This window comes from Desulfacinum infernum DSM 9756 (assembly GCF_900129305.1).
Classification (GTDB): domain Bacteria; phylum Desulfobacterota; class Syntrophobacteria; order Syntrophobacterales; family DSM-9756; genus Desulfacinum; species Desulfacinum infernum.
The window spans coordinates 35,884-58,740 of record NZ_FQVB01000030.1 but is presented as its reverse complement, the minus strand read 5'-3'; the positions used below and the strand labels follow the sequence as shown (position 1 = coordinate 58,740).

Genomic DNA, 22,857 nt, shown 5'->3' with positions numbered 1-22,857 from the left:
GCGCCGGTTGAAGTTGCAGTTCGGAAGACACTGTCCAGCCTTTCGTGCTTTTCGCAGTGTGTATCTCAGGTTCTGCCCGGCATAGTCCGGGCCTCCTCAAGAGCATGCAAGCGGACTGACCGCAAGGTTTTGAAGGGACACCTGTGTTTCGAAAGGCGTAAAATATCACCATCGAAAGCGGTTTCTCCGGCTTCTGACGGCCCGGAGGCCGCCGGGGGAGTCGAAAACGGCCATCACCCAGCCGTGAAATGGATTTCGAATGCCCCACCGTCAGTTTGCCGCCTTTCTATTCACGGATTCAGGATAGCATTCCGTGGCCTTCCGGAAGCGTCCGTCGGTGCATTCCACCAGAGGCGCTTCGGCCAAGTCTTTGCGTATAGATGGATCATCTTTTATCGTTCCGATACGTTCCGCGAGAAGCATAACTGCTCGTCTTATTTTGTCCGCGGCTATACCGGGTTTGGATAGAGCAACGGGCAACTTGGCGGCATAGGTGCTGAAATCCAATGGGCGCATGCCAAGGGCCCGCAAGAATTCGCGACGTCCATCGAGTTCCTGCAGGTCGGCGATTTCCGCCAGGCCCAGGGGATCATCGAAGTCTCCCGGAAGCGTCAGTTCTTCCAATCGCCGGAGTCCTCCCGAGCCGGGGAAGATAGGAAGCTCTCTCAACGCCCTTTTCAGGTCTGCATCTTCGAGTATCTCCCCCCGATGGTTTTCGAACCAACCGAACAGATTTCCCAACTCCAGCCGCCCCTCTTGCCGGGCGCGATTGATCCGCTCCGGGTCGGCGGCTTTCAGGACCTCGATGCCGGCTGCGGCATCGAACACGGGGCATAGGTCTTTAAGCGGCTCAAAATCAGGGTCTTCCGACAGAAATGGAATTTCAGGGTCGATTTGAGAGAATATGTGAACCGTAGTAGGATCGGCGCGGTAGGCGCTTCCGCAGGGGACAAGACGATCGCCCTGAACAGGCGCCAGAGAGAGGGTTTTCAACAACCGATCGTGCTCGGCCTGGATATTGGGTGTCCGCTTGTCTCGGCCGCGGAGCAAAGCGAGCTCGTCCCAGAGAATTTTTAGATCAGCGAAGTCCGAAAACACCCTTCGCCGATCTTCGGCTTCCAATGGTTCATCGAGTCCAAGTTCAATGAGCACTCCCCACAAGGCTGGGATGGAGAGAACCGGGGTACCTACGGCATCGCTTCGGAGCAAGGTCTGGTAGGGGCGCAATTCCTCACTGACAATGTCCATATCGAGCTTTTCGAGCAGCGGAACGGCGGGGGCCTCTTCCTTTTGCAACAGCAGAAAGCATTCGTTCGGCTTCAACCATTTTCCGCGTGTGGTGAAAATGATCGGAGCGTCTTTCAGGCGGGGGGATATTTCTTCCCAAAAAGAGGCCAGGGCGGGCTCTCCGGTCTCCTCGGACACTTTTTTGATGTTCTCCAGCAGCCCCCAAAGCGATCGATGCCCCAAAATCGATGGCAACCGCTCCAGGTATTCGGCAAGCGCTGCGGCGGCGGCGCGGATGGCGGCGCGATTCCATTCGGCTTCATACCCCGCCGAGAGATTAAGCCGCTTGCGGTCGTTGGACGGGAAGAAATCCGCGTTGATATGGAAAGAGAATCGCGTTTTCTGTTCTGTGGGGAGAGTCGCACAAAACAGGCCTTGACATTCATTATCCTGAGGGAGGGCGATGGTCACCCGGCTGGAGCGCTTTTGCTCGATTCTTCCCGGGTATTTGTTGCGCAACCCTTGGGCCTCTGCAGAGAAATGTCCTCTAATGAGATGCCAGACCCGATCGCGGGCCGGCTCCCCGTCCGTCAATATCAGACTGTCACCTTCGTCGAGGCGCTGGAAAACCTTATGAATTCGTCCGTTGCGCAGAAGTTCGATCGTACGAAGCCGCTTTAGAAAAAGCATCGAAGGCGACAGGGACCGGTCCAATTCGTCAAAGAGCGATCCGATCTCGGCGGGTGTCATCGCATGGGCGTTTAATTTTTCACGCAGGAAGCTTTGTGGGTCGGTCGCCCAGGGAAGGATGAAACGGGTTGGCGGTAACCGCGCATCCTTGCAGACTTTGCAACCCGGACACACCTCGATGCGCTCATTTTCAGGCCGCTCCTCATGCAGTCGCCAATGACGCCCGGCGGAGATAAGTTCCGGTCGATCGGTGATTTGATAAACCGCAATGAACCCGATGCCGAAGGCGCCTGTGGTGTCTTCCTCCGCGCGTTTGTCCCCTGAAGCGACATATCGAAAACGATGGAAATCGCAACGGTGACCTTTCTCCGGATCTTCTTTCCAAGGACACTCATCCCGTTCAATCTTTCCGCAATCGCTGAATACGCCGTCATTATCAACGATGAGCGCATCGTCGGAGACATTGAATGTCATCTTGCTGACGCCGCTCTTGACATCGTCCGCGTTCTGAACCAGCTCGTTGGCAAGAGTCCTGAAACCCTGTAGGTCTCTCAGCTTCGCGCCTAGATCGCCGAGGTAATCAATGCCCCTTGATAGAAATTGAGGTGCCTTCATTCCCCATATCCTTTGATACTCGAGAGGGAGTCTCCATTTTCTCTCTCGTTCGTGGACGGGCTCACCTCATCCAGAAGCATAAAGGCCTCTCTTCCTGTTCAATGGCCGATTATTTTGACTCTCTTGGGGACATCAATTTTGACCCACTTGGGACGAAAAAATCAGCGTTGCGGGAGTGAATCGATGCGCTGAAAAGCTTATCAGCCGGGGGACCGAGGTACAAGAGAAATGTTAGTTATTTCCTACTGATATAATCGACATTGCGCGCCACGCCGGGTGGGCCGACTCGGGAGGGATGTCGTCTTTCGGTTTCATTCTTCTCATGGATCTCCGACTCCGGGGCGGTCGATGGGCCTCTGCGGATCTTTTCCAATCACGCTGTCGTAGTATTGGCGGCACTCATGAACAACTGGTTCCACCGCAAGCCGCCGACACAAGGTCGAGAGCGACATCTTACATGGATCAAAGGTTTCCTGAGGTTTTGGGTATGCCGGGATGGCTTTGGCCGTCCCCAAAGTTTCCGGCTCACACGGTCACCGAAATGGCATTCGGAGACAGGGGCGGGACAAAGCCGACCCGGAAGGGTTGTATAGGATCGATTTACGATGTTACTCAAATTCGAATTTCTTCATGTTGTTGCCTGTTGTGCGGGCGGAGGGTTCTTGTCGGTCCGGACGGATTCGGAAATTGAGGCATTGTTCCTCGCTTCCTGGGTTTCAGCCAGGAAGTGCCCGCATCGATGGGTACGATGCCATGGCCATTGCAAACTCCCGTCATGCCCGCAGGAGCCGGGCATATCGCGAGGCGCCTGCTCATGCGGCTGAAAATGAACACAGTCCTGACATTTGACCCGTGGAGCCGGGTTCCAGGGCCCGGAGGCGGCCGATCGAACGGCGAAGTCACGACAGGGCATGGATAGTTCCGCACCCCGCCAAGGGTGGCCGGCTGCACAGGAGGCATCTGTTTTGGCGTGGGCGCAGTGGCGGCATTTCGGCGCCGTCAGGAAGCGCAGCAGTTCATCCCTATGAGCCTTAATGAGCGGCTCATATGCCTGCACAATGCTTTTCAGGCCCTTGACGACCAGACGGCCCTCACGGTGCTTGAGGGTCAATCCGTCCTCCACCAATTTTCGCATCACCTCGGCGGTATTCAAAACACCACCTCCACGATTTCGTTGTCCATGGCTTGTTTCAGGGAACCGGGACAAACGTTCCATCCGGGACGATCCAAGGATTCATGCGCATCCGCGGCCGTCCCGTTTGACGGGGCAACCGGGACGACCGGGACGCCGGGATCTTCAGGGCCCGTTTGCGCGTCCCATGTGTCCCGTTTGGAATCTGAAACGGGACGGGCGGATGCCGCCGGTATCTCCCGCTTTGTCCCGTTTGGATCGGGTGTCCCGGAAAATTTTGGGCCGGCGACGGCATGAAGGCGTTGGAGGGCCTGGTCGTCCACGCCGATGCACCTGCACTTCCGCCCCCGGTAACGGACTTGGCGCGGATGCAGGCCAAGATCGCTTGCGGCTTTCCCCACACTTTGTGCCGATACATGAAACTTTGGATCCCGGCCGGCGTTCAGGTGTTCGGCGATCCGGGCCGTGGGAATCGATCCCCTTTCGATTTCCCCGCTGAGCTCCACGATGGCCTGTGCGATACGACGGTGCAAAGGGCTCGGCGGTCGGCCCGGCTTCAGCGAAAGGTAAGTTGAAGCGCGGTGTTGATGGGCCAAGAAGACATCGGCCAGCCGAATAGATCTCTCCATGACATCCCTGCTGACCTTTTCGCGCGTGTCCGGCTTTGCGAGCAGGTAGCAATCCAGCTCGTGCAGAACGAGGGCCAAGCGCAGGGCGCGGCCTCGCATTTTTTGGGCGAACGGCTCCAGTTTTTCCCCTCGCGGGTCGATCCAGGGCAGCAAAGCGATGCCGTTCTGCCACTCGCGAAACAAGGATCGGGCCTCATCATCCATCTCCACGGTGTATGGGCTCCCGTCGGGATCGAAATCGAGGCGCAGAAGGTGATCCACGGTATCATGGAGAAGTTGCTTTGAGACGGCTGACACACGGGCTTCGGTATAAAAGGGCGGCTTGTCCCGTTCCGCAAAGATGAATTGAAACCTGGGGAAAAAACCGCTGTAAACGTCCATCATGGAAAAAGCGGTGGGGAGAATCTCCGGTTGGATGGTCCCGAAGATGGAAATGGCCGCGTGGGGAATGAGACTCTGCCGATTGGAATCGACGCGGGAAACCTTCCACTGGCCGGCATCGTAGGCGGTCATGAGTCGGGATTTGGTTCCGCCCTTATTTCGGCTGTACCGGTCGAAGTTCGCCATCATCCCGGCCAGTTCATCGCTGTTCCATAAAAGACCCCTGGGGTTCTGGAACAAGATCTCTGCGATGGATTCACCGGTGGCGTCGTCTATGAGCAGCTGTCTCCAGCGGGGCGGTTCAGGTTTGGGCCCCCTGCCTTCTTTCGGGGCCGACTTCCAGATATCCAGCTTTTCCTTATATTTCGCCGTGGCCGATCGAAATTCGATGAACCACTCGTTTTCCAACCTCTTGATCGGTTCGAAAATGAAATTGCACGTGGGGCTCTTACCTGAGCCGCTGGGCGCGACGAGGGCAAACCACAATATCGGGGGCTGGTACCACTCGCGACCGTCGTATATCTGCCGCGTCCGGCCTATGCAGGCGGCGGTGGCGCTCAAAAAGGCCGTTGCAGCCATCTCCAGCGGTACCGAGAGGGACTCCGTCACCTCGGAAATGAGACGCTGGTACGGGGCGGGGAACGCCTCCATGGGCCAAGGCGGCAGGGGAGGCAAGGGTTCATAGGGCCGAGGTTTAGGTCCCGGTTCGATGGAAACGGGGGCTTCCCTGTGCAGGAATGCAACCAAGGGATCCTCCCCGGATATTTTGGCCTTGGCCTCATGCCAAGTGCGATGTTTGCAAGAGTCGTGGAAGCAATGGTAGGCGAGACGACCGTCATCGGCCTGGACGACCGCCGCCTCCTTGGGCCCATGGGCGGGGTCGAAGACACAGTTTCTGAGTTGGTAGAAGGTTGCGTCACCTTTCCTTTTCCGGCCTACCACTTCCACTCCGTAGGCGGCCAGGTAGGCGTCCACGTTCAGCCGGGAAGTCCCTGCTTTCCGTCTGCCGCCCGACGAAGCCGGGTCCTCATTTTCCACCGGTAAGTACTCTTTGCTCCAATGATCCAATTGATCCAAAGAGACGTACGGCCACGGATCCGGAAGGTGGAGGATTTTGGACGGCCGATGAGGGCGCGTCTTCGTGTGATCCCCCTTGCGGGTCCACGTCCCCCACAAGCGGACCAACCGGGAGGGGTTGTAAACGGATGCGTCGATCTTGATTTGATCCGTTTGGAAACGGGCGTGCAGGGCTTCGAGGAATCGTTTGATCGAGGATTTGGTTTCTTCCGTGACCTGAACGTCCTTTTCAAAACGCAGCACCAGGTGAGCCCCATTGCCGGAGTCGGCCAACAATCCCGGCCAGGATCGGTGGATTTCCCACGCCAAGTCCAGAGCCCTCCGGTGCTCCTCGTCGGTGCTTGAAACCCCGCTGGGGCGGACGGGGTCGATGTCGATGAGCACATGTCGGTAGGCGGCTGTCTCATCGTCTTTGGTGCGCTGGATTCCAGTTTTCAAGCGATTGTAGGCCCGGGCGTGAACGTCGGTCTGTACCGGGTTGAGGGTCACGTAGATTCCGTCCGGCATGGCATAATTGTCGATTTCGGCCGCCAATCGCGCGGCTGTTTCCGGGCTGTCGAACCAACCGGCCACAATGGGCTTCCGGCCGTAGGCAGGCCCCTTCCAGAGCCGGCTGGTGGAACGACGTGGATGGATGACACACAGTTCGAACACATCGGTTTCCGGGTCAAAAAGGGTGGCCAGTGACTTCAAGATCTCTGTGTAGTTGGAGTCTTTCTCGCAACGAGACATAACGCACCTCGCTCAACAGCTGCTTTTCCGCCCGGGAAAGGCCCGCCCGGGCCGTTCCTTGTCTCCATTACCTCTGTCCGTCCCTGTTTCCATCCGTTTCGCGCCTCACCCCCCTTCCTGAATTTTCCAGGTCGAGCGTTCTCAAGAAGGAAAGGGGAAACGTCGCAGAGGTAATCGCAGCTATTTTTCGAGCCCCTGGGGGCGCACCTCTCGCATGGCAAAAGGCTCAATGAAGAAAAGGGAAAGCATCGTCGGGCCTTCCCGGATTTTGAAGGCAAGGGGAAGTTGTGGGCTGGTCAATGGGGCGTCGGACAAAGACGTCACAACGGGGAAAGAGTCGAGCTGCACGGAAGCGGGGGGTAGGAAGGAGAGGGCAAACTAGGAAAGGGGAAACGCTGCGGGGATGATTTGGGACTTTTTCCAGGCGCCCGGTGCCTACGGGTGTCCACAGCCAGATCAGCTTGAAAAGCCCAAACTCTATAAAGGGAAAGCTGTCGGGATCCCAAAATGGTTTTTTTCGAACAGGCAGGTGTGTGACAAAAAATTTTTAAAATTTTTTTGATGGAACAAGATCGCGTAAAATCAACAGGTTATTTCTTTATGCCCCCATCCGGGAATCCAAAATTCCACCGAATGCGATTTTTTCTCTTTCCCTTTCCCTCTGAAGGCCGCGAGGCACCTTGCCTGCAGGCCTCGGTGCAATGGATGGGACACGATGATCTGTTGGTTCCTGGAGGGAATGGAGGTTCAACCATGAGCGATCAGTATTTGAAAATCAGCGAGGTGGCCGAAAAGCTGAGAATTTCGGAGCGGACCGTTTGGAATTTGCTGCACGATCCCGTTCACCCGCTTCCAGCGTTTCGCATCAATCGGAAGCTCGTACGGGTCAAGGAGAGTGATCTGCACGAATGGATGGAGTTGCATTATCGCATGGATCCCCGGCAGCTGGACACCATCGTGGATGACATCCTCGGCTCTTTGGGGTTCTGAGTGTCGACCCGAGAACCGGACCAAGACGCGGCCGCCGGTTTTTGATAGGATCAGGCGGCGGATTGGCGCACTTGGAAAGGAGGGACGATGGGAGTCAAAGTGCGCGAGCGCCCGAAGGGTTCGGGCGTATGGTGGATCTTCATCGACCATCAGGGCATGAGAAGGTCCAAGAAGATCGGTAAGGACAGGAGGGTCGCCCTGGAGGCGGCCAAGCGCATCGAGGCGCGTTTGGTGCTTGGGGACTTGGCCTTCTTGGCCGACGAGGGGACCGAGCGCGAGCCGAAGGTTCCGACGCTCAGGGAGTACGTCTACGGGTGGAAGGACGATGAAGGAAGGTTTTCCATGGGCTGGCTGGAAAAATACGCACGGATATCCGTGAAACGATCCACGCGGCGCAATTACGAGGTGATCTTGAAGAAACACCTCCTTCCGGCCATGGGAAACGAACGGCTCGATCGGATCACCACCAGGGCGGTGGCGGATCTCATGGTTCAAAAGATCCGGGAAGGGCTGAACAGCAAGACGGTGAAGAACATCAAGAACTGCCTGAGCTCCGTTCTGGCCTATGCACACCACCCGGACGAACTCATCGACCGGAACCCGGTCCTCGGCGTGAAGATTCCCAAACCGGAAGGGGAGTCGCCGGCGAGGGAGCCGGATCCCTTCAGCCGGGAAGAACGACGTCTGCTGGAACAGGTTTACCGGAAACACTTCCCCGAGTACTACCCGCTGATCGTGACGGCGTTTCGCACCGGACTGCGGATGGGGGAACTGGCCGGGCTTCAGTGGGGCGACATCGATTTTCACCAGCGCGTCGCCCGGATCCAGCGAAACGTTGTGCACGGCCGGGTGACCACGCCCAAGAGTCGTTCGGGGAAAAGGGACGTCCGTCTGAGTCGTCAGGTGGTGACCGAGCTGGAAAGGCTCAGGAAGAAGCGCAAGGAAGAGGCTTTGCGCACCGGCCGGCGAAGTGTGCCGGAGTGGGTGTTCTGCAACGAGAGCGGCAACCCCATGGATCCGGACAATTTCCGCAAGAGGGTGTGGAAGCGGGCCATGGAAAAGTCCGGCCTGCGGCGGCGCACTCCGCACGACATGCGCCACACGTACGCCACGTTGAGGCTCAGCAAGGGCGATCCGCTTGCGGAAGTGGCGAAGGAGATGGGGCACAGCTCCGCCCAGATCACCTTCAACACCTACTACAAGTGGTTGCCTTGCGAGAGCCGGTCCGACATCGACGAGCTGGACGATGTGGTAAACGACCACACGCAACCATCCGCAACCTATCCGCAACCGGAAACAAAAAAGGACCTGGCCGTGTGAGCCAAGTCCTTGATTTTCCTGGTAGCGGGGGGAGGATTTGAACCTCCGACCTTCGGGTTATGAGCCCGACGAGCTACCTAACTGCTCCACCCCGCGTCAACGAGCACCATTTATTAGCCCACCGGGCCGGGAAAGTCAAGGGGCAACGGTGGGCTTTTTCATCCGCTCAGTTCCAGGCGTGGGCGGTTCGGCCGGCCGGGCGCCTGTTGCGGCGGGCGGGCCGGAAGCTCCGCACCGCGGGCTGCTGGTGCCGAGGCGGACTGTATTCGTCCAGGATGCAGTAGCTTAGGCTGTCTCCCAGGGTCCTTTTGAGGGCCGTCTCCATGAACCGGTCTTCGGAGCACACGAAAGTGAAGGCTTCGCCCGTTTCGCAGGCGCGACCCGTGCGGCCCACCCGGTGGATGTAGGCGTCCACGGTGTCCGGGATGTCGAAGTTGATCACGTGGGAGACCTTGCTCACGTCGATGCCGCGGGCGGCCACATCCGTGGCCACCAGGACCTGGTAGCGGCCTCGATGGAAGCCGTCCAGGGCCCGTTGGCGTTTCCCCTGCGGCATGTCGCCGTTGAGGGCGACGGCCCGATGGCCGGCGTTGGAAAGCTGCCGGGCCAGGGAAGTGGACCGATGCTTGGTGCGGGTGAAGACGATCACCCGGCCCCGGCTCAGTCGGCCCAGGATGTCCTTCAAGAGCGCGCCTTTTTGCGCCGTACCCACGGGATAGAAGGTGTGGGAGACCGATTCCACGGGCGCCGAGGCTCCCACCTGGATGGTCTGCGGATCGCGCATGAGCTGACGGGCCAGGGCCTTGATGGCCGGCGGCATGGTGGCCGAAAAGAGCAGGGTCTGGCGCACCTTGGGCAGCCGGGCGACGATCTTTTGGATGTCGGGCAAAAAGCCCATGTCGAACATGCGATCGGCTTCGTCCAGAACGAGGATCTCCACCGAGTCCAGGTCGATGGTGCCCCGGTTCATGTGGTCCAGCAGACGGCCGGGGCAGCAGGCGGCGATGTCCACGCCGCGGCGAAGGGCCGTTATCTGGGGCTGGATTCCCACGCCGCCGTAGAGGCTGAGAACACTCAGGCGCGTGTCGCGGCCCAGTTGCTCCATGGCCGTGCGGGTCTGTTCCGTGAGCTCCCGGGTGGGCGCCAGGATGAGGGCCCGCAGGGTCCGACGTTGGCCCTTGAGAAGTTTTTGCAAAATGGGGAGGCCGAAAGCGGCGGTCTTTCCGGTGCCGGTCTGGGCCAGGCCGATGAGGTCGCGCCCTGCCAAGGCGGCGGGAATGGCCCGGGCCTGGATGGGTGTGGGGGTCCGGAAGCCCACGCGCTGAAGGTTCTTGTGGAGGATGGCGTCAAGATGGATATCGGTAAAAGTATTCAAATAGATGTCCTTTTTCTGATGGGGTGGCACTTCATCCCGCGCGGGTCGGCCTTGGGGCCCGGTGAGGGCGGCGGGCGGAAGAATCCGTGAAAGGGGCGGGATCCTTCGGGGGCGGGACGGGGTTTTGAAGTGTAGGGGTGCTTCGGAATCAGCCAAAAAAAGACGCCCCCCGCGGGGCGGGGGGCGTCCAGGCTGTTCCTGGCGATTTTATTCAACCGTCACGTTGGCGGCCGCCGGACCCTTGGCGCTTTGCTGGATGTCAAAGCTCACCTGGTCGCCTTCGTTCAGAGTCCGAAAGCCGTCCGCATTGATGGCGGAATGGTGGACGAAGACATCCGGGCCGTTTTCCTGCTGGATGAATCCGAAACCCTTCTGATCGTTAAACCACTTCACAGTACCTTTGTTCATAGCGACATTCTCCTGTCGTCTTTGGGTTTTCTCAAGTGTTTCAACTACTGGAGGATGTCACTTCGCCTATCGAACTGGTCCTGCAGTGGAAACGATGCCGGTTTGCTTGAAACGGGCGTGCTTGAGTTGACGCAAACCTAATGGCGTTCCGTTCCGTTGGCAAGGAAATAATCGGCCAGAGGGCCAAAAAGTTTGCGGCCGTTTCGTCCCTGTACGGGGCAACCCATTGAGATGCCACTGGAAAACGTATCCGAAAATTTTTTCTAAAATTCTAGAGTACCCCCTTGGAGCTGGGGACTCCGGAACGCCGGGGATCCAGCGAGCAGGCCTGATCCAGGGCCCGGCCCCAAGCCTTGAAGGCCGCTTCCAGCATGTGGTGGCTGTTTTCTCCGTAAGGCACGTGCAAGTGCAGCGTGGCTCCCGCGTGCACACAGAAGGCCCGGAAAAATTCCGGCAGAAGCTCCGTTTCGAAAGCCCCCACCCGCTCCACCAGAGCAGGGGTCTTAAGGACCAGATAGGGCCGGTTGGATAGATCCACCACGGCCCGGGCCAGCGCCTCGTCCATGGGCACCGACGCCTGGCCGTAGCGGCGGATCCCCGCCCGGTCTCCCAGCGCCCGGCTGAAGGCCTGGCCGAGACAAATGCCCACGTCCTCCACCGTGTGGTGACCGTCCACGTCCAGATCCCCCCGGGCCCGGACCGTCAGGTCGAAAAAGCCGTGGACCGCAAAAAGACTCAGCATGTGATCGAAGAAGGCGATGCCGGTGCTCACCTCCGCCGTGCCCCGCCCGTCGATTCCCAGCTGGATCGAAATGGCCGTCTCCTTCGTCTTCCGCTCGATGAAGGCGCTTCGCTTCGTCTCACTCATGGGTCGTCCTTGTCTTGCGTTCCGTATCGCGGCCGAGACCGCTCCCCTGCCTCACCGAAAAACCCTTCCGTCCCCAACCGGCCCCATCTGCCCCGCAGTGCGGGTGCCACGGGCGGGGATAAACCCCGCCCCTACGTAAAACGCCCATCCCGCCTGGTCCGGCAAGCTGTCCGACAACGCTTGGGGTCTCCGCTTTTCCCGTAGCCCAGCCCCTTGGGGCTGCGGAGGAATCCCCGGTTGCCGGATAGGCCTCGCATACGGCCTGCGACTTCAAGGGGTTACGACGGACCTTTCCCGCGGGGCTGAAGCCCCGCGGCTACGAGGAGGGCGGGAATTCCCCGGCCTGTTGCGCTGAAAATGTGCGCGAAAGCCCTTTCCCCCGGGAGCGCGGGTCTCCGGCCCGCACAACATGCGGGCAGGACGCCCGCCGTCCCGTGAAAAACAGCCTTCTCGGACAGGCTCCCACGGCTCAGCCCCGCAACCGGGCAAACGCGCCCCAGAAAACCGTTTCTCTGCTATGCCACAGATCGCGGCGGCGTTCCAGTCCGTTTCATCCTGTCCCTTGCCGCCCGGGGCATCCTGGGGTATGTTGCCCACGGAAACGCCCCTTGGGAAAGAAGAAAGGAGGCGCCCGGCGGGGCGCTTCCCGCGAGGAAGGATGCCATGGACACCCGCGGTCGGGCAACGGTGGTCGATCTCTTCGGCCGATCCATCCCGCTCTCGTCCCTTCTGGACGAGATTCCCTCGGCCGTGGTGATCCTTTCCCGGGAGCGGCGGGTGATCCGTCTCAACCGCGCGGCGGAGGCCCTCACCGGCATCCGCAGCGAGGACGCCTGGGGACTTCCCTGCCGCCACGTGTTGCGATCCAGCCTGTGCGCCGGCTCCTGTCCCCTTCGCTCCCTTTCGCCCGACACCGGGCCCACCTGCCGCGAAGGAGACATCATCAACCGGGACCGCCAGAAGGTGCCGGTCCGCATCACCTTTTCCCTGGTCTGCGATCACGAAGGCTCCCCGGTGGGCTTCCTGGAGGTGGTGGAGGACCTTCGGATCCTGCAGCAGCTTTCGGACAAGAAGGCCCACGCCTACAGCTTCGGAAACATCATCGGTCACAGCCCCGAAATGGAGCGCCTCTTTTCCATCCTGCCCGGCATCGCCCAGACCGATTCTTCCGTGCTCATCACGGGAGAGACCGGCACGGGAAAGGACCTTCTGGCGGAAGCCATCCACCAGGTCTCCGGGCGGGCCAAGGGCCCCTTCATCAAGGTGAACTGCGGCGCCCTCCCGGAAACGCTCCTGGAATCCGAACTCTTCGGCCACGAAAAAGGGGCCTTTACCGGGGCGGCCCACAGCAAGCCGGGCCGCTTCAAGCTGGCCCACAACGGCACCCTGTTTCTCACGGAAATCGGCGATCTGCCCCTGTCCCTGCAGGTGAAGCTCCTCACCTTCCTGGACGATCGCATCATCCACCCCCTGGGGAGCACCAAGGGGATCCGGGTGGATGTGCGCATGATCGCCGCCACCCACCGGGATCTGCACGCCATGGTCCGGGAAGGCCGCTTCCGGGAAGACCTTCTCTTCCGCCTGAACGTGGTGCGGGTCCACATCCCGCCGCTGCGGGAACGGGGAGACGACGTGCGGCTCCTGCTGGATCATTTCCTGGCTTTCTTTTCGTCGGAATTCCAAAAAAAGATCAAGGGGTTTTCTGCCGAGGTGCTGGATCTCCTGCTCCACTACCCCTACCCCGGAAACGTGCGGGAGCTTAAGAACATCGTGGAATACGCCGTCAACGTGTGCACGGCCGATACCATCCAGCGCCGGGATCTTCCGGCTTACGTGGTGGAGGCTCCGCGGGGTGTGCCGGCCCCGGCCGAGCCTGCCGTTCCTTCCCGGGTGGCGTCGGCGCCCGAGGCGCTTTCCCCGGCCCGGGCGGTGTCGGCGGAAGAGGGCTGGGAGGAGGTGGAGCGGCGCATGATCCTGGACGCCTTGGTCCAGGCCCGGGGGCGCCGAAACCGGGCCGCCGAACTGCTGGGCTGGGGCCGCTCCACGCTCTGGCGCAAGATGAAACGCTATGGTATCGTCGGCAACCAGAATCGGGGCGAATGACAATGGCGCACAAGGTTTTTGTTCCCCTTCAGGGATCCGAAGTGGCGGCCCGGCTGGATCTGGCCACGGAGGTGTGGGTGGGCGTCTGGGATGAGGCGGGGGAGCTGGTGGAGGAGCGGACGGTGGTGTTGCCTCAGGCGTCGGCCGAGGGGCTCTGCCAGCTGCTCATCTCGGAAAACGCCCACACCCTGGTCTGCGGGGCCATCGAGCAGGAATACTACGACTATCTCACCTGGAAGCGGGTGGACGTGGTGGACGAGGTGATCGGGGAGCTGGAAAGCGTGCGCGCGGCCATCGCCCAAGGCCGGTTGAGTCCCGGCGCGGTCCTCATGGAGCGAAAGGTCGAACTGTAATGGTGGACAAACTGGAAAGATTCAAGAGGGGGCTCGGGGGGTTCTTCTCCTTCGAGGTGGATGAGGAGAGCCCCCAGCGCTACGATGTGCTGCGCCGAAATCTCATGATCCTCATGGTGCTGGTCACCTTCGTGCCCCTTCTCCTCATGGCCGGCATCAACTACCACGAATACCGGTCGGTGCTCCAAAAGGAGATCGTGACCCCGCTGCGGGGCCTGGTGAACAAGACCAAGCACTCCTTCGAGCTCTTCCTGGCCGAACGGGTGTCGGCGGTGAGCTTCATCGCCCGGGCCTATCCCTACGAAGAGCTGGCCGATCCCCAGCGGCTCAACCGGATCTTCAACGTGATGAAGCAGGAGTTCACGGGCTTCGTGGACCTGGGGCTCATCGACGCCAACGGGGTCCAGGTCAACTACGTGGGCCCCTACGACCTCAAGGGAAAGGACTACTCGGAGCAGGGCTGGTACCACGAGGTGCGGGTGCGGGGCACCTACGTGAGCGATGTGTTCATGGGCTACCGCCGGTTCCCGCACCTGGTGATCGCCGTGGAGCAGCTCACCGACCGGGGGGACCGCTGGATTCTTCGGGCCACCATCGACACCCAGCGCTTCCATGAGCTCATCGCCTCCATGGGCCTGGATCCGGAAAGCGACGCCTTTCTCGTCAACCGCGAAGGCGTCTTCCAGACTCCCAGCCGCTTCTACGGGGGGGTGCTGAGCCAATGCCCCCTGCCCGTTCCCCGGGTGAGCTACCAGGCGGACGTGATCGAGGCGGTGGATCCCAACGGCCGTCCGGTCTTCGTGGCCTACGCCCACCTGGTGCACCCCGGCTTTGTCCTCATGGTGGTCAAGCCCCGCGCCCAGGTGCTCCAAGCCTGGACCACGCTCAAAAGCGAGCTGCTCTTGCTCTTTTTCGGCGGCACGGCCCTTATCTTCCTGGTGGTCTACAAGCTCACGGGCATCCTGGTGCGAAAGATCCGCGAGGCCGATGAGCGCCGCGAAGCCGCCTTTCGGGAGATGCAGCACCACCACAAGCTCTCGTCCATCGGGCGGCTGGCCGCGGGCGTGGCCCACGAGATCAACAACCCGCTGGCCATCATCAACGAGAAGGCCGGCCTGATGAAGGACATCATCGAACACACTCCCGACTTCCCCAAGCGGGAAAAGTTCCTGGCCCTGGTGCAGGCGATCCTCCAGTCGGTGGACCGCTGCCGCAACATCACCCACCGGCTGCTGGGCTTTGCACGGCGCATGGACGTGCAGATCGAGGTGCTGGACCTGAACGACGTGATCGGCGAGGTGCTGGGGTTTTTGGAAAAGGAGGCCCTCTACCGCAACATCGACCTGCGGCTCCAGCTGGCGGAAAACCTGCCGCGCATCGCCTCCGACCGCGGCCAGCTCCAGCAGGTCCTCCTGAACATCCTCAACAACGCCTTCGCCGCCGTGGACGACGGCGGGATCGTCTCCATCACCACCTGGGATGCGGACCTGGACCGGGTGGCGGTGAGCATCCAGGACAACGGGCACGGCATGAACCAGGAGACCCTGAAGCACATCTTCGAGCCCTTCTTCACCACCAAGAAGGGATACGGAACCGGACTGGGGCTCCCCATCACCTACGGCATCGTCAAGAAGCTGGGCGGGTGCATCGAGGTGCAGAGCGAGGAGGGGCGGGGCACCACCTTCACGGTCTACCTGCCCAAGAAGCCGCCGGAATTTACCAAGGAATGAAAGGCCTGGAGGATCGGCATGGAAGGTTTGCGGGTGCTGCTGGTGGATGACGAGGTGGAATTCGTCTCCACGCTGGCGGAACGGCTGGAGATCCGGGGCATGGAGGTGCTCGTGGCGTCGGACGGCGAGGAGGCGCTCCGGCGGGTGCAGGAGGAGCCCCTGGACGTGGTGGTCCTGGATGTGCGCATGCCGGGCCTGGGCGGGCTGGACGTGCTCAAGCGCATCAAGGAGATGAAGCCCGATCTTCCCGTGATTCTTCTGACGGGCCACAGCGCCACGCGGGACGGCATCGAGGGGATGCGCCTGGGCGCCTTCGATTACCTCATGAAGCCCCTGGACATCGAAACGCTCATGGCCAAGATGAAGGAAGCCTGCGCCGGGCGATAGGCGATGGAGGGATCCATGGAAAACGGACTGGACCGGGAGACGGCCTTCATGGGGAAGCTCACGGCGGGGGCCACCCATGAAATGAAGAACGTGCTGGCCATCATCGGCGAATCGGTGGGGCTCCTGGAAGACCTCATGGGCCTTCCCAACGCCCAGGACTTTCCCCACCGGGAACGGTTCCTCAAGGCCTTCGGGTCCGTGCGGGACCAGGTGCGGCGGGGAACGGGGGTGCTCACCCACCTCAACCGGTTCGCCCACAGCGCGGACCGGGAGACGGCCGCCGTGAGCCTGGGGGATCTGCTGGAGGATCTTCGGGTGCTGAGCGAGCGGTTCCTGCGCCGGCGCTCCGTTTCCTTCCAGGTGGTGCGGGAAGGGGAGGGCCCCGTGGTGGAAACCTCCCCGGTGCGCCTCCAGATGCTTCTGTTTCGGGTGATCACGGCGGTGGCCCAGGCCCTTCCGGAAGGGGAGCGTTTCCAGGTCCGCTGCGGGCCGGGGGAAGGCGGCGGGGCGGTGCTGACCCTTTCCTGGCCCGGGACGGCTCTTGCGCCCGAGGGGATGCGATGTCTGGAAGAGGCGCTGGCCGACGGGGCCCTGGGGGATTTGGCCCGGGATTTGGGCGTTTCGCTGGACGGGGACGCCGCCGGAGTGCGGGTGCGGCTGGGGACCGGGATTGTGTCATAATGTATCATACTGTCTCATGCTGGATGTTTCAGAACGTATCGCATTGCCTTTGAGCGGAAGTTCCTTCTGACTCTCTTTTTCTAACTTCCTGAAGTTCCCCATAAAGACGACTTGGCATCTTCCTTGCTTTCTATCCATGTGAAGGCGGGAACAAAAATGGGAACATCATCCCGAACAAAGGAGGATGCCATGTCTATCAAGAAGAAGATCGAAGATCTGTGGGCCGCGGTGACCCTGGCGGAAGCCAATGTGGATCCCGCATCCGTTCCGTCCCTGGGCTGGAAGCGCATGGAGGCGGACGCCCGAACCCGGCTGGAGGATCTCTTCTCGGCGGCGGCGTTGGCCGAGGCGGGCCTGGCCGATGCGGCCCGGCGCCTGGTGCTGGGCCGGGATGCCGCCCGCGAGCGGGACCTTTCCGGTTTCCTGGCCGACGTGGGCCTGGCGGGCGTTCGGGTCCGCTACTGCGTGGTGCAGGTCTAAGGGGCCGGTTCCATGGCGGTGCGCCTGCTGGTGGTGGAGGAAGACGAGCGCTTCCGGGGGAGCCTGTGCGCCTGGCTTCGGCGGCGGGGCTACGGGGTCCTGGAGGCGGACGGCCAGCAGGAGGCTCTGGGGTTTCTGGAGGCGGAGCCCGTGGATGTGGTGCTTTTGGGATGCCGAGAGGACAGCGGGCAGGGATGGGTGCTCCTGGATCAGGCCCGTGCCATGGACGTCCCGGTGATCCTGCTGGTTCCCAAGGGCCGGGTGCAGCTTTCCATGGAGGGCATGCGGCGGGGGGCCTTCGACGATCTTTTCGTCCCCTTCGACTGGCAGGCCCTGGAGGATCGGATTCGGGCCGCCGGGGCGGCCCGGCGGGAACCCCGCCGGCCCCGCAAGTCCCTCAAGCAGCGGTGGGAGGATCTCATGGTGGCGGCGGCCTTCGCCGAGGCGGGGGCACCCGATGTGGCGAGAAGGATGTTGAAGAAAGAGGATGGGGCCCGCAAGGGGAAAAAGGAGAAGAAGAATGACTAAGAATATCAAGGTTCTTTTGGTGGACGACGAGGAAGAATTCGTCAAGACCCTTTCCGAGCGTCTCCGGATGCGCGACGTGGGTTCGGACGTGGCCTTCAACGGCGAACAGGCCCTGCAGCTGGTGAGCGACGAGGTTCCCGACGTGATGGTCTTGGACCTGCGCATGCCCGGCATCGACGGCATGGAGGTCCTCCGGCGCGTGCGCAAGAACTATCCCGACGTGCAGGTGATCATCCTCACCGGCCACGGGTCCGACAAGGACGAAGAGGAGGCCCGCCGCCTGGGGGCGTTCGAATACCTGCAGAAGCCCGTGGACGTGGATCACCTCATCAAGACACTCCGCCTGGCCTACAAAAAGAAGATGGAAGACGCCATGGTGGCGGCCACCTTCGCCGAGGCGGGGGATTTCAAGACGGCCCGGGAAGTGATGGACGAAGACAAGAAGAAATGAGGAGAGTCCATGAAGGCGCATGTGCTGTTGGTGGATGACGAGGTGGAGTTCGTGGACATCCTGGCCGAACGCCTGGAGGCGCGGGAGTTCTCCGTTGTGAAGGCCTACGGCGGGGACGAGGCCCTCCAGAAGCTCGGCGAGGCCAAGGTGGACGTGGTGGTGCTGGATGTGGTGATGCCCGGAAAATCGGGAATCGAAACGCTTCGGGAGATCAAGCAGAGGGAGCCCCTGGTGGAGGTGATCATGCTCACGGGCCACGCCACGGTGGAGACGGCCATCGAGGGGATGAAGCTGGGCGCCTACGACTATCTCATGAAACCCACCGAGATTCCGGAGCTGGTGGAGAAGCTGGAAGGAGCCCTGGCCCGCAAGCGGGAACATGAAGAGCGGATCCGCAAGGCGGAGATCAACGGGATCATGAAGCGGCGCGGCTGGTAGGCACCCCTCGGCGGGGGGAAGGTGGGAAGCGAAGGAGCGCGCGTCCGTGATCGTTCCTTTATGCACACAAATTAATAAAAGTTAAGGCCGCCGCGCGAAACCAACCAGAGGAGGATGTCTGTGGTCAAAAATACCGTGAAAGAACTCATGGTGCCTCTTTCCGAATACGCCACCGTGCCCGAGGACGCCAGTCTCTACGAAGCCGTCCTGGCGCTGGAAGAGGCCCAGGAAAGATCCACCGATCGGCCCTACAAGCACCGGGCGGTGCTGGTGTGCGACGCCACGGGCCGCGTGGTGGGAAAGGTCAGCCAGTTGGACGTGCTTCGGGCCCTGGAGCCCAAATACAAGGGCGTGGGGGACGTGGGTCTGTTGAGCCGCTTCGGTTTCGGCCCCGAACTCATCCGCGCCATCACCCGGGAGCTGTCCCTGCTGGACAAGCCCTTGGACGACCTTTGCAAAAAGGCGGCGCGCATTCGGGTGCGGGACATCATGCACAGCCCCAGCGCCGGGGAATACGTGGAAGAGACGGCCAGTCTGAACGAGGCCATCCATCAGTTGGTCATGGGTCCCCACCAGTCCCTGCTGGTGACCCGCCGGGGAGAGATCGTGGGAATCCTGCGGCTCACGGACGTTTACGTGGAAGTGAGCGAACGAATCAAGGCCTGTGAGCTCTAACCGAGAGCGGCACACAAACCGGAGGAATCTCTATGCACGATATCGCCATCAAGGCTGAAAGCCGTCTGGACTGGAAGCGGCTCGCCTTCATGTTGACGGGTGTTTTTCTCTTCATGCTGGTCTATTTGTCCCCGCCCTGGCCCGATGCGGTGGATCCCATGGGCAAGCACTTCCCACTTTCCCGGGAGGGCAAGGCGGCCATCGCCATCTTCTTGTGGGCCGGCACCTGGTGGGTCTTCGAGGTGGTTCCCATCGGCGTCACCAGTCTGCTCATCGGAGCCCTGCAGGTGCTTTTCCTGGTGCGGCCGGCCAAGGTGGCCTTCAAGGACTTCATGGACCCGTCGGTACTTTTCATTTTCGGGTCCATCGTGATCGGCACGGTCTTCACCAAGACCGGTCTCACCCGACGCCTGTCCTACAAGATGCTGAAGGTGGTGGGGGATCGCACCAGCATGATCCTTTTGGGGTGTTACGTGGTCACCGCCGCCCTCACCCACATCATGGCGCACACGGCGGTGGCGGCCACCATCTATCCGCTGCTGGTTTCCATCTACGCCCTTTACGGCGAAAACGACCGGCCCACCAAGTTCGGCAAGGCCCTGTTCATGGGCATGGCCTACGTGGCGGGGGCGGGCAGCATCGTGACGCTCCTCGGTGCCGCGCGAGGCGCGGTGGCCCTCGGCTTTTACAACGAGATCGCCGGGAAAAGCGTGAGCTTCTTCGAACTCACCTACTACATGTTCCCCGTGGGCTGGATCATGACCTTCCTGCTCTGGGGGTTTTTCATGATTCTCTGCCGCCCGGAAAAGAAGGTCATCCCCGGATTGCGGGAGAAGGCCAAGGAACTGGACGCCCAGCTGGGGCCCATGACCCGGAATGAGATCATCGCTGCTCTGATCGTGGGAACGGTGATCGTGATCATGAGCCTGCGCTCGTTCATCCCGGCCCTCAAGTTCATCGACAAGACGGCGCTCATCCTCTGTTCCACCATCCTCTTCTATGTCTTCGGCATCCTGGATTTGAACGACCTGGAAGAGGTTCCCTGGAACATCATCCTGCTCTTTGCCGGAGCCATGAGCATCGGTTTCTGCCTGTGGGAGACGGAAGCGGCCAAGTGGCTGGCCGTCAACTGGCTCACCATGTTCAAGGATGCCAACTGGTTCATCTTCGTCATGAGCATCGCCTTCTTCGTCATGATCATGACCAACTTCATCATGAACGTGGCGGCCATCGCCATTTCGCTTCCCGTGGCGCTGGTCATCGCCCCGTACCTGGGCGTGGCGGGAGAGGTGATCCTTTTCGCGTCTCTGGTGACGGCGGGAATGCCCTTCCTGCTGCTGGTGGGGGCGGCCCCCAACGCCATCGCCTACGAGTCCAAGCAGTTCACCACGGGCGAGTTCTTCCTCTACGGCATCCCGGCCAGCATCTTGCTCATGGTGGTGGTGGGGTTTGCGGCGGCGGTCCTGTGGCCGCTCATGGGCATGCCCGTGACCGTGGCAGGATAACGGCCGGAACGGAAGGCCCGCCGGCGGTCCGGATCGGCGGGATGCTGAACTGGGAGGCCGTCCGCGGCGTTTTCGGACAAGCTCTCGAAGTGCCCGTCGGCTATAGGGGCGGTTCGCGAACCGCCCCTACGCCAACAACGGGGAAGGGAAACCACAGCGCCGGTTGGATGCGCCCTCCTCAGGAGGGCATCGAAGGAAGGGCGGAAAACCCGTTGAGTTACCAAGGAACGGTAGGGGCGAAAGATTTTTCGCCCCTACCATTGCGAATTCACCGGCAGCCCATTCTGAATTGGGCGATCCTTTCTCCGGCGGGCGGGTGTAAAGCGCGCCCCTCCAAGAGGGCACCGACCCACCGGGTAGGGGCGGGGTTTATCCCCGCCCGCTGAACAGGCGAGGGGTAAGGAAAGTCGACGGCTTGTCCGAGGTGCGGGGACTCCTCCGCAGCCCTGAAGGGCTGCGCTACGAGAAAAGCAAGGGCCGTGTGACGAGGGAAGCGATGGGCCGCGCCGAGTGAAAAAGGCGCTGGCCCCGGCGTTCTAGGGCAGGTTTTCGGTGGTCCTGAAGAATCCATCCAACCAGCCGCCATGGACAAGGCGGCGAGGAGGTCAATCATGAGTCGCGTACAACAGCTGATCGATCGTATCGTGGATAGGGTCAACATCAATCTGCGGGAGCCCGCCTTCGACGTGGGCCCCTACGTGCGGGAAATCATCCCCGTGGACCAATTCGTCAAGTTCTACGCCTTCTACGGACTGACGCCCCACTATCCGCTGCATTTCAGCTTCGCCCATTCCAGCCTGGCGGGAAGCTACTTTCTCGGGCGGTGCACGGTGGAGCACGCCGTGCTCTACAAGAGCGACATCCGCGGGGACGAGCTCAAACGCAAAGGAACGCTCTTCGAGCACAAGGGAATCCGGATTCCGCTCCACGAGGACGAAGAGATCCGGATCCGGGACAGCTTCCTCATCAAGACCCTGGTGCACAACAACTCCCACGATCCGGAGAGCCCCGAAGAGTTCCAGATCCGGAACACGGTGGCCATGCACTACGCCAACATCCACGGGGCACCGGTGGAAGGCTGCTTCATCGGTCCCTTCGCCACGGTGGATCTGACCACGGTGCACGACTGCGTCATCGGGGCCTTTTCCTACGTGCAGACCGGGGAGCTGAACCACCGGGAGGTGCCGGCCGGGACCATCTGGATCCGGGCGGATGGGGCGTTCGAATTCCGCTACAATTATGCGGACGAGGCCCTGGCACGGTACGTCAGCGTGAAGCCGGGCGAGGTGCCCACGGGGATCCTCATGGACTTCGTGGAGGCACGGAAGGGAGAATTCCAGGAGGTTTTCGAATCGGTGGGTTGCTGCCGCGGCTTGGAGATCCCGGAGGGGGCGTCGGTGAGTCCCTATTCGGTGGTCAAGGGCGAAAGCACCATCGGGCGGAACGTGCTGGTGGCCCAGCGGGCCTATCTCAACGGGGCGCGTATGGGGCCGGGGGCCAACGCCCAGGAAAACTGCTACATCGTGGATTCCACCCTGGAAGGCTTCAACGTCACGGCCCACGGCGGCAAGATCGTCGGCGCCCACTTGGGGGAAAAGGTCTTCGTGGGCTTCAATTCCTTCGTTCGCGGCACCGACCGGGCGCCTCTCAAGGTGGGAGCCGGCTGCATCGTCATGCCTCACACGCTCATCGATCTGGAGGAACCGCTGGAGATTCCGGAAGGGCGCATCGTGTGGGGGCTGGTGCGAAATGCCGCCGATCTGGAGGAAAACAGCGTCTCCGCCGAGGAACTCTCCCGCGTGGATGGGGAATTCAGCCGGGGCCGGATGGTCTTCAAGGGGAAAGGTGAAACCTTCGTCCAGGCGTTTCGGCACCGCATTCAGCACATCCTGGAAGAAAACGGCGCCTACTACGATGGCACCGCGGGCTTGGGCCATGCCCAGAAGGGGCAGAACATGGTCTTCAACATCATCCAACCCTACCCGGACGGCGACCTGAAGGGCATGGTGCCCACCATCGACATCCGCCCGTAGGCGTCTGTCCGAGAACGGGGTTCTTTCAACAACCGCCAAGGAGCTCGAC

General features: G+C 61.2%; 19 protein-coding genes and 1 tRNA gene. 14 read left to right on the top strand and 6 right to left on the bottom strand.

The genetic code is table 11. The features are described from left to right. Nucleotides 1–270: 270 nt before the first annotated feature. Both BUB04_RS14100 and BUB04_RS14095 read right to left on the bottom strand, forming a co-directional pair. The gene (locus BUB04_RS14100) at nt 271–2,532 is read right to left on the bottom strand and encodes a hypothetical protein (protein WP_073040603.1); all 2,262 of its coding nucleotides are present in this window, start codon (nt 2,530–2,532) and stop codon (nt 271–273) included. A 1,149-nt stretch (nt 2,533–3,681) separates the two neighbouring features. Beyond that, a complete protein-coding gene (locus BUB04_RS14095; RefSeq protein WP_073040602.1) occupies nt 3,682–6,483 on the bottom strand; it encodes a DUF3987 domain-containing protein in 2,802 nt (933 codons plus the stop codon). Between the two features lie 753 nt (nt 6,484–7,236). Between BUB04_RS14095 and BUB04_RS19420 the strand changes: the two genes are divergently transcribed. Together BUB04_RS19420 and BUB04_RS14085 are read left to right on the top strand one after the other, a co-directional pair. Further along, nucleotides 7,237–7,473, top strand: a complete 237-nt coding sequence (locus BUB04_RS19420) for a helix-turn-helix domain-containing protein (protein ID WP_073040599.1) — start codon at nt 7,237–7,239, stop codon at nt 7,471–7,473. Between the two features lie 87 nt (nt 7,474–7,560). After that, nucleotides 7,561–8,793 (top strand): tyrosine-type recombinase/integrase, encoded by a 1,233-nt coding sequence (locus BUB04_RS14085; protein WP_073040597.1) that lies wholly within the window; start codon nt 7,561–7,563, stop codon nt 8,791–8,793. A gap of 19 nt (nt 8,794–8,812) precedes the next feature. Here BUB04_RS14085 and BUB04_RS14080 read toward each other — a convergent pair. From BUB04_RS14080 to hisB, 4 genes are all read right to left on the bottom strand, one after another. Further along, a tRNA-Met gene (locus tag BUB04_RS14080) sits at nt 8,813–8,889 on the bottom strand. 70 nt (nt 8,890–8,959) lie between these two features. Next, nucleotides 8,960–10,168, bottom strand: coding sequence for a DEAD/DEAH box helicase (locus BUB04_RS14075; protein ID WP_178371998.1), 1,209 nt, complete (start codon nt 10,166–10,168; stop codon nt 8,960–8,962). Nucleotides 10,169–10,375: 207 nt separating this feature from the next. After that, nucleotides 10,376–10,576, bottom strand: a complete 201-nt coding sequence (locus BUB04_RS14070; RefSeq protein ID WP_073040595.1) for a cold-shock protein — start codon at nt 10,574–10,576, stop codon at nt 10,376–10,378. Between the two features lie 271 nt (nt 10,577–10,847). Next, the gene (hisB, locus tag BUB04_RS14065) at nt 10,848–11,444 is read right to left on the bottom strand and encodes an imidazoleglycerol-phosphate dehydratase HisB (protein WP_073040593.1); all 597 of its coding nucleotides are present in this window, start codon (nt 11,442–11,444) and stop codon (nt 10,848–10,850) included. A 663-nt stretch (nt 11,445–12,107) separates the two neighbouring features. Here hisB and BUB04_RS20130 point away from each other — a divergent pair. The 12 genes from BUB04_RS20130 to BUB04_RS14005 all read left to right on the top strand — a co-directional run bounded on the left by BUB04_RS20130 (nt 12,108) and on the right by BUB04_RS14005 (nt 22,808). Beyond that, a complete protein-coding gene (locus BUB04_RS20130) occupies nt 12,108–13,547 on the top strand; it encodes a sigma-54 interaction domain-containing protein (protein ID WP_073040591.1) in 1,440 nt (479 codons plus the stop codon). Between the two features lie 2 nt (nt 13,548–13,549). Next, nucleotides 13,550–13,900: a dinitrogenase iron-molybdenum cofactor biosynthesis protein gene (locus BUB04_RS14055; protein ID WP_073040589.1), complete on the top strand. Its 351-nt coding sequence runs from the start codon at nt 13,550–13,552 to the stop codon at nt 13,898–13,900. Further along, on the top strand, nt 13,900–15,630 hold the full coding sequence (locus tag BUB04_RS14050; RefSeq protein WP_143156498.1) for a sensor histidine kinase: 1,731 nt from the start codon (nt 13,900–13,902) through the stop codon (nt 15,628–15,630). The genes BUB04_RS14055 and BUB04_RS14050 overlap by 1 nt, the downstream gene beginning before the upstream one ends. Before the next feature lie 18 nt (nt 15,631–15,648). Beyond that, nucleotides 15,649–16,017: a response regulator gene (locus BUB04_RS14045; RefSeq protein ID WP_073040588.1), complete on the top strand. Its 369-nt coding sequence runs from the start codon at nt 15,649–15,651 to the stop codon at nt 16,015–16,017. 15 nt (nt 16,018–16,032) lie between these two features. After that, nucleotides 16,033–16,698: a sensor histidine kinase gene (locus BUB04_RS14040; RefSeq protein WP_143156497.1), complete on the top strand. Its 666-nt coding sequence runs from the start codon at nt 16,033–16,035 to the stop codon at nt 16,696–16,698. 189 nt (nt 16,699–16,887) lie between these two features. Then, complete coding sequence (locus BUB04_RS14035; RefSeq protein WP_073040584.1) at nt 16,888–17,178, top strand: hypothetical protein; 291 nt, start codon at nt 16,888–16,890, stop codon at nt 17,176–17,178. Nucleotides 17,179–17,190: 12 nt separating this feature from the next. Next, nucleotides 17,191–17,706 (top strand): response regulator, encoded by a 516-nt coding sequence (locus BUB04_RS14030; protein WP_073040582.1) that lies wholly within the window; start codon nt 17,191–17,193, stop codon nt 17,704–17,706. Next, nucleotides 17,699–18,157, top strand: a complete 459-nt coding sequence (locus BUB04_RS14025) for a response regulator (RefSeq protein WP_073040581.1) — start codon at nt 17,699–17,701, stop codon at nt 18,155–18,157. The genes BUB04_RS14030 and BUB04_RS14025 overlap by 8 nt, the downstream gene beginning before the upstream one ends. Nucleotides 18,158–18,166: 9 nt before the next feature. Then, nucleotides 18,167–18,595: a response regulator gene (locus BUB04_RS14020; RefSeq protein WP_073040579.1), complete on the top strand. Its 429-nt coding sequence runs from the start codon at nt 18,167–18,169 to the stop codon at nt 18,593–18,595. Between the two features lie 120 nt (nt 18,596–18,715). Next, the gene (locus BUB04_RS14015; RefSeq protein ID WP_084076507.1) at nt 18,716–19,270 is read left to right on the top strand and encodes a CBS domain-containing protein; all 555 of its coding nucleotides are present in this window, start codon (nt 18,716–18,718) and stop codon (nt 19,268–19,270) included. A 32-nt stretch (nt 19,271–19,302) separates the two neighbouring features. Continuing rightward, nucleotides 19,303–20,775, top strand: coding sequence for an SLC13 family permease (locus BUB04_RS14010; protein WP_073040577.1), 1,473 nt, complete (start codon nt 19,303–19,305; stop codon nt 20,773–20,775). 611 nt (nt 20,776–21,386) lie between these two features. Then, nucleotides 21,387–22,808: a transferase gene (locus BUB04_RS14005; protein ID WP_073040575.1), complete on the top strand. Its 1,422-nt coding sequence runs from the start codon at nt 21,387–21,389 to the stop codon at nt 22,806–22,808. The last annotated feature ends 49 nt before the right edge of the window (nt 22,809–22,857 follow it).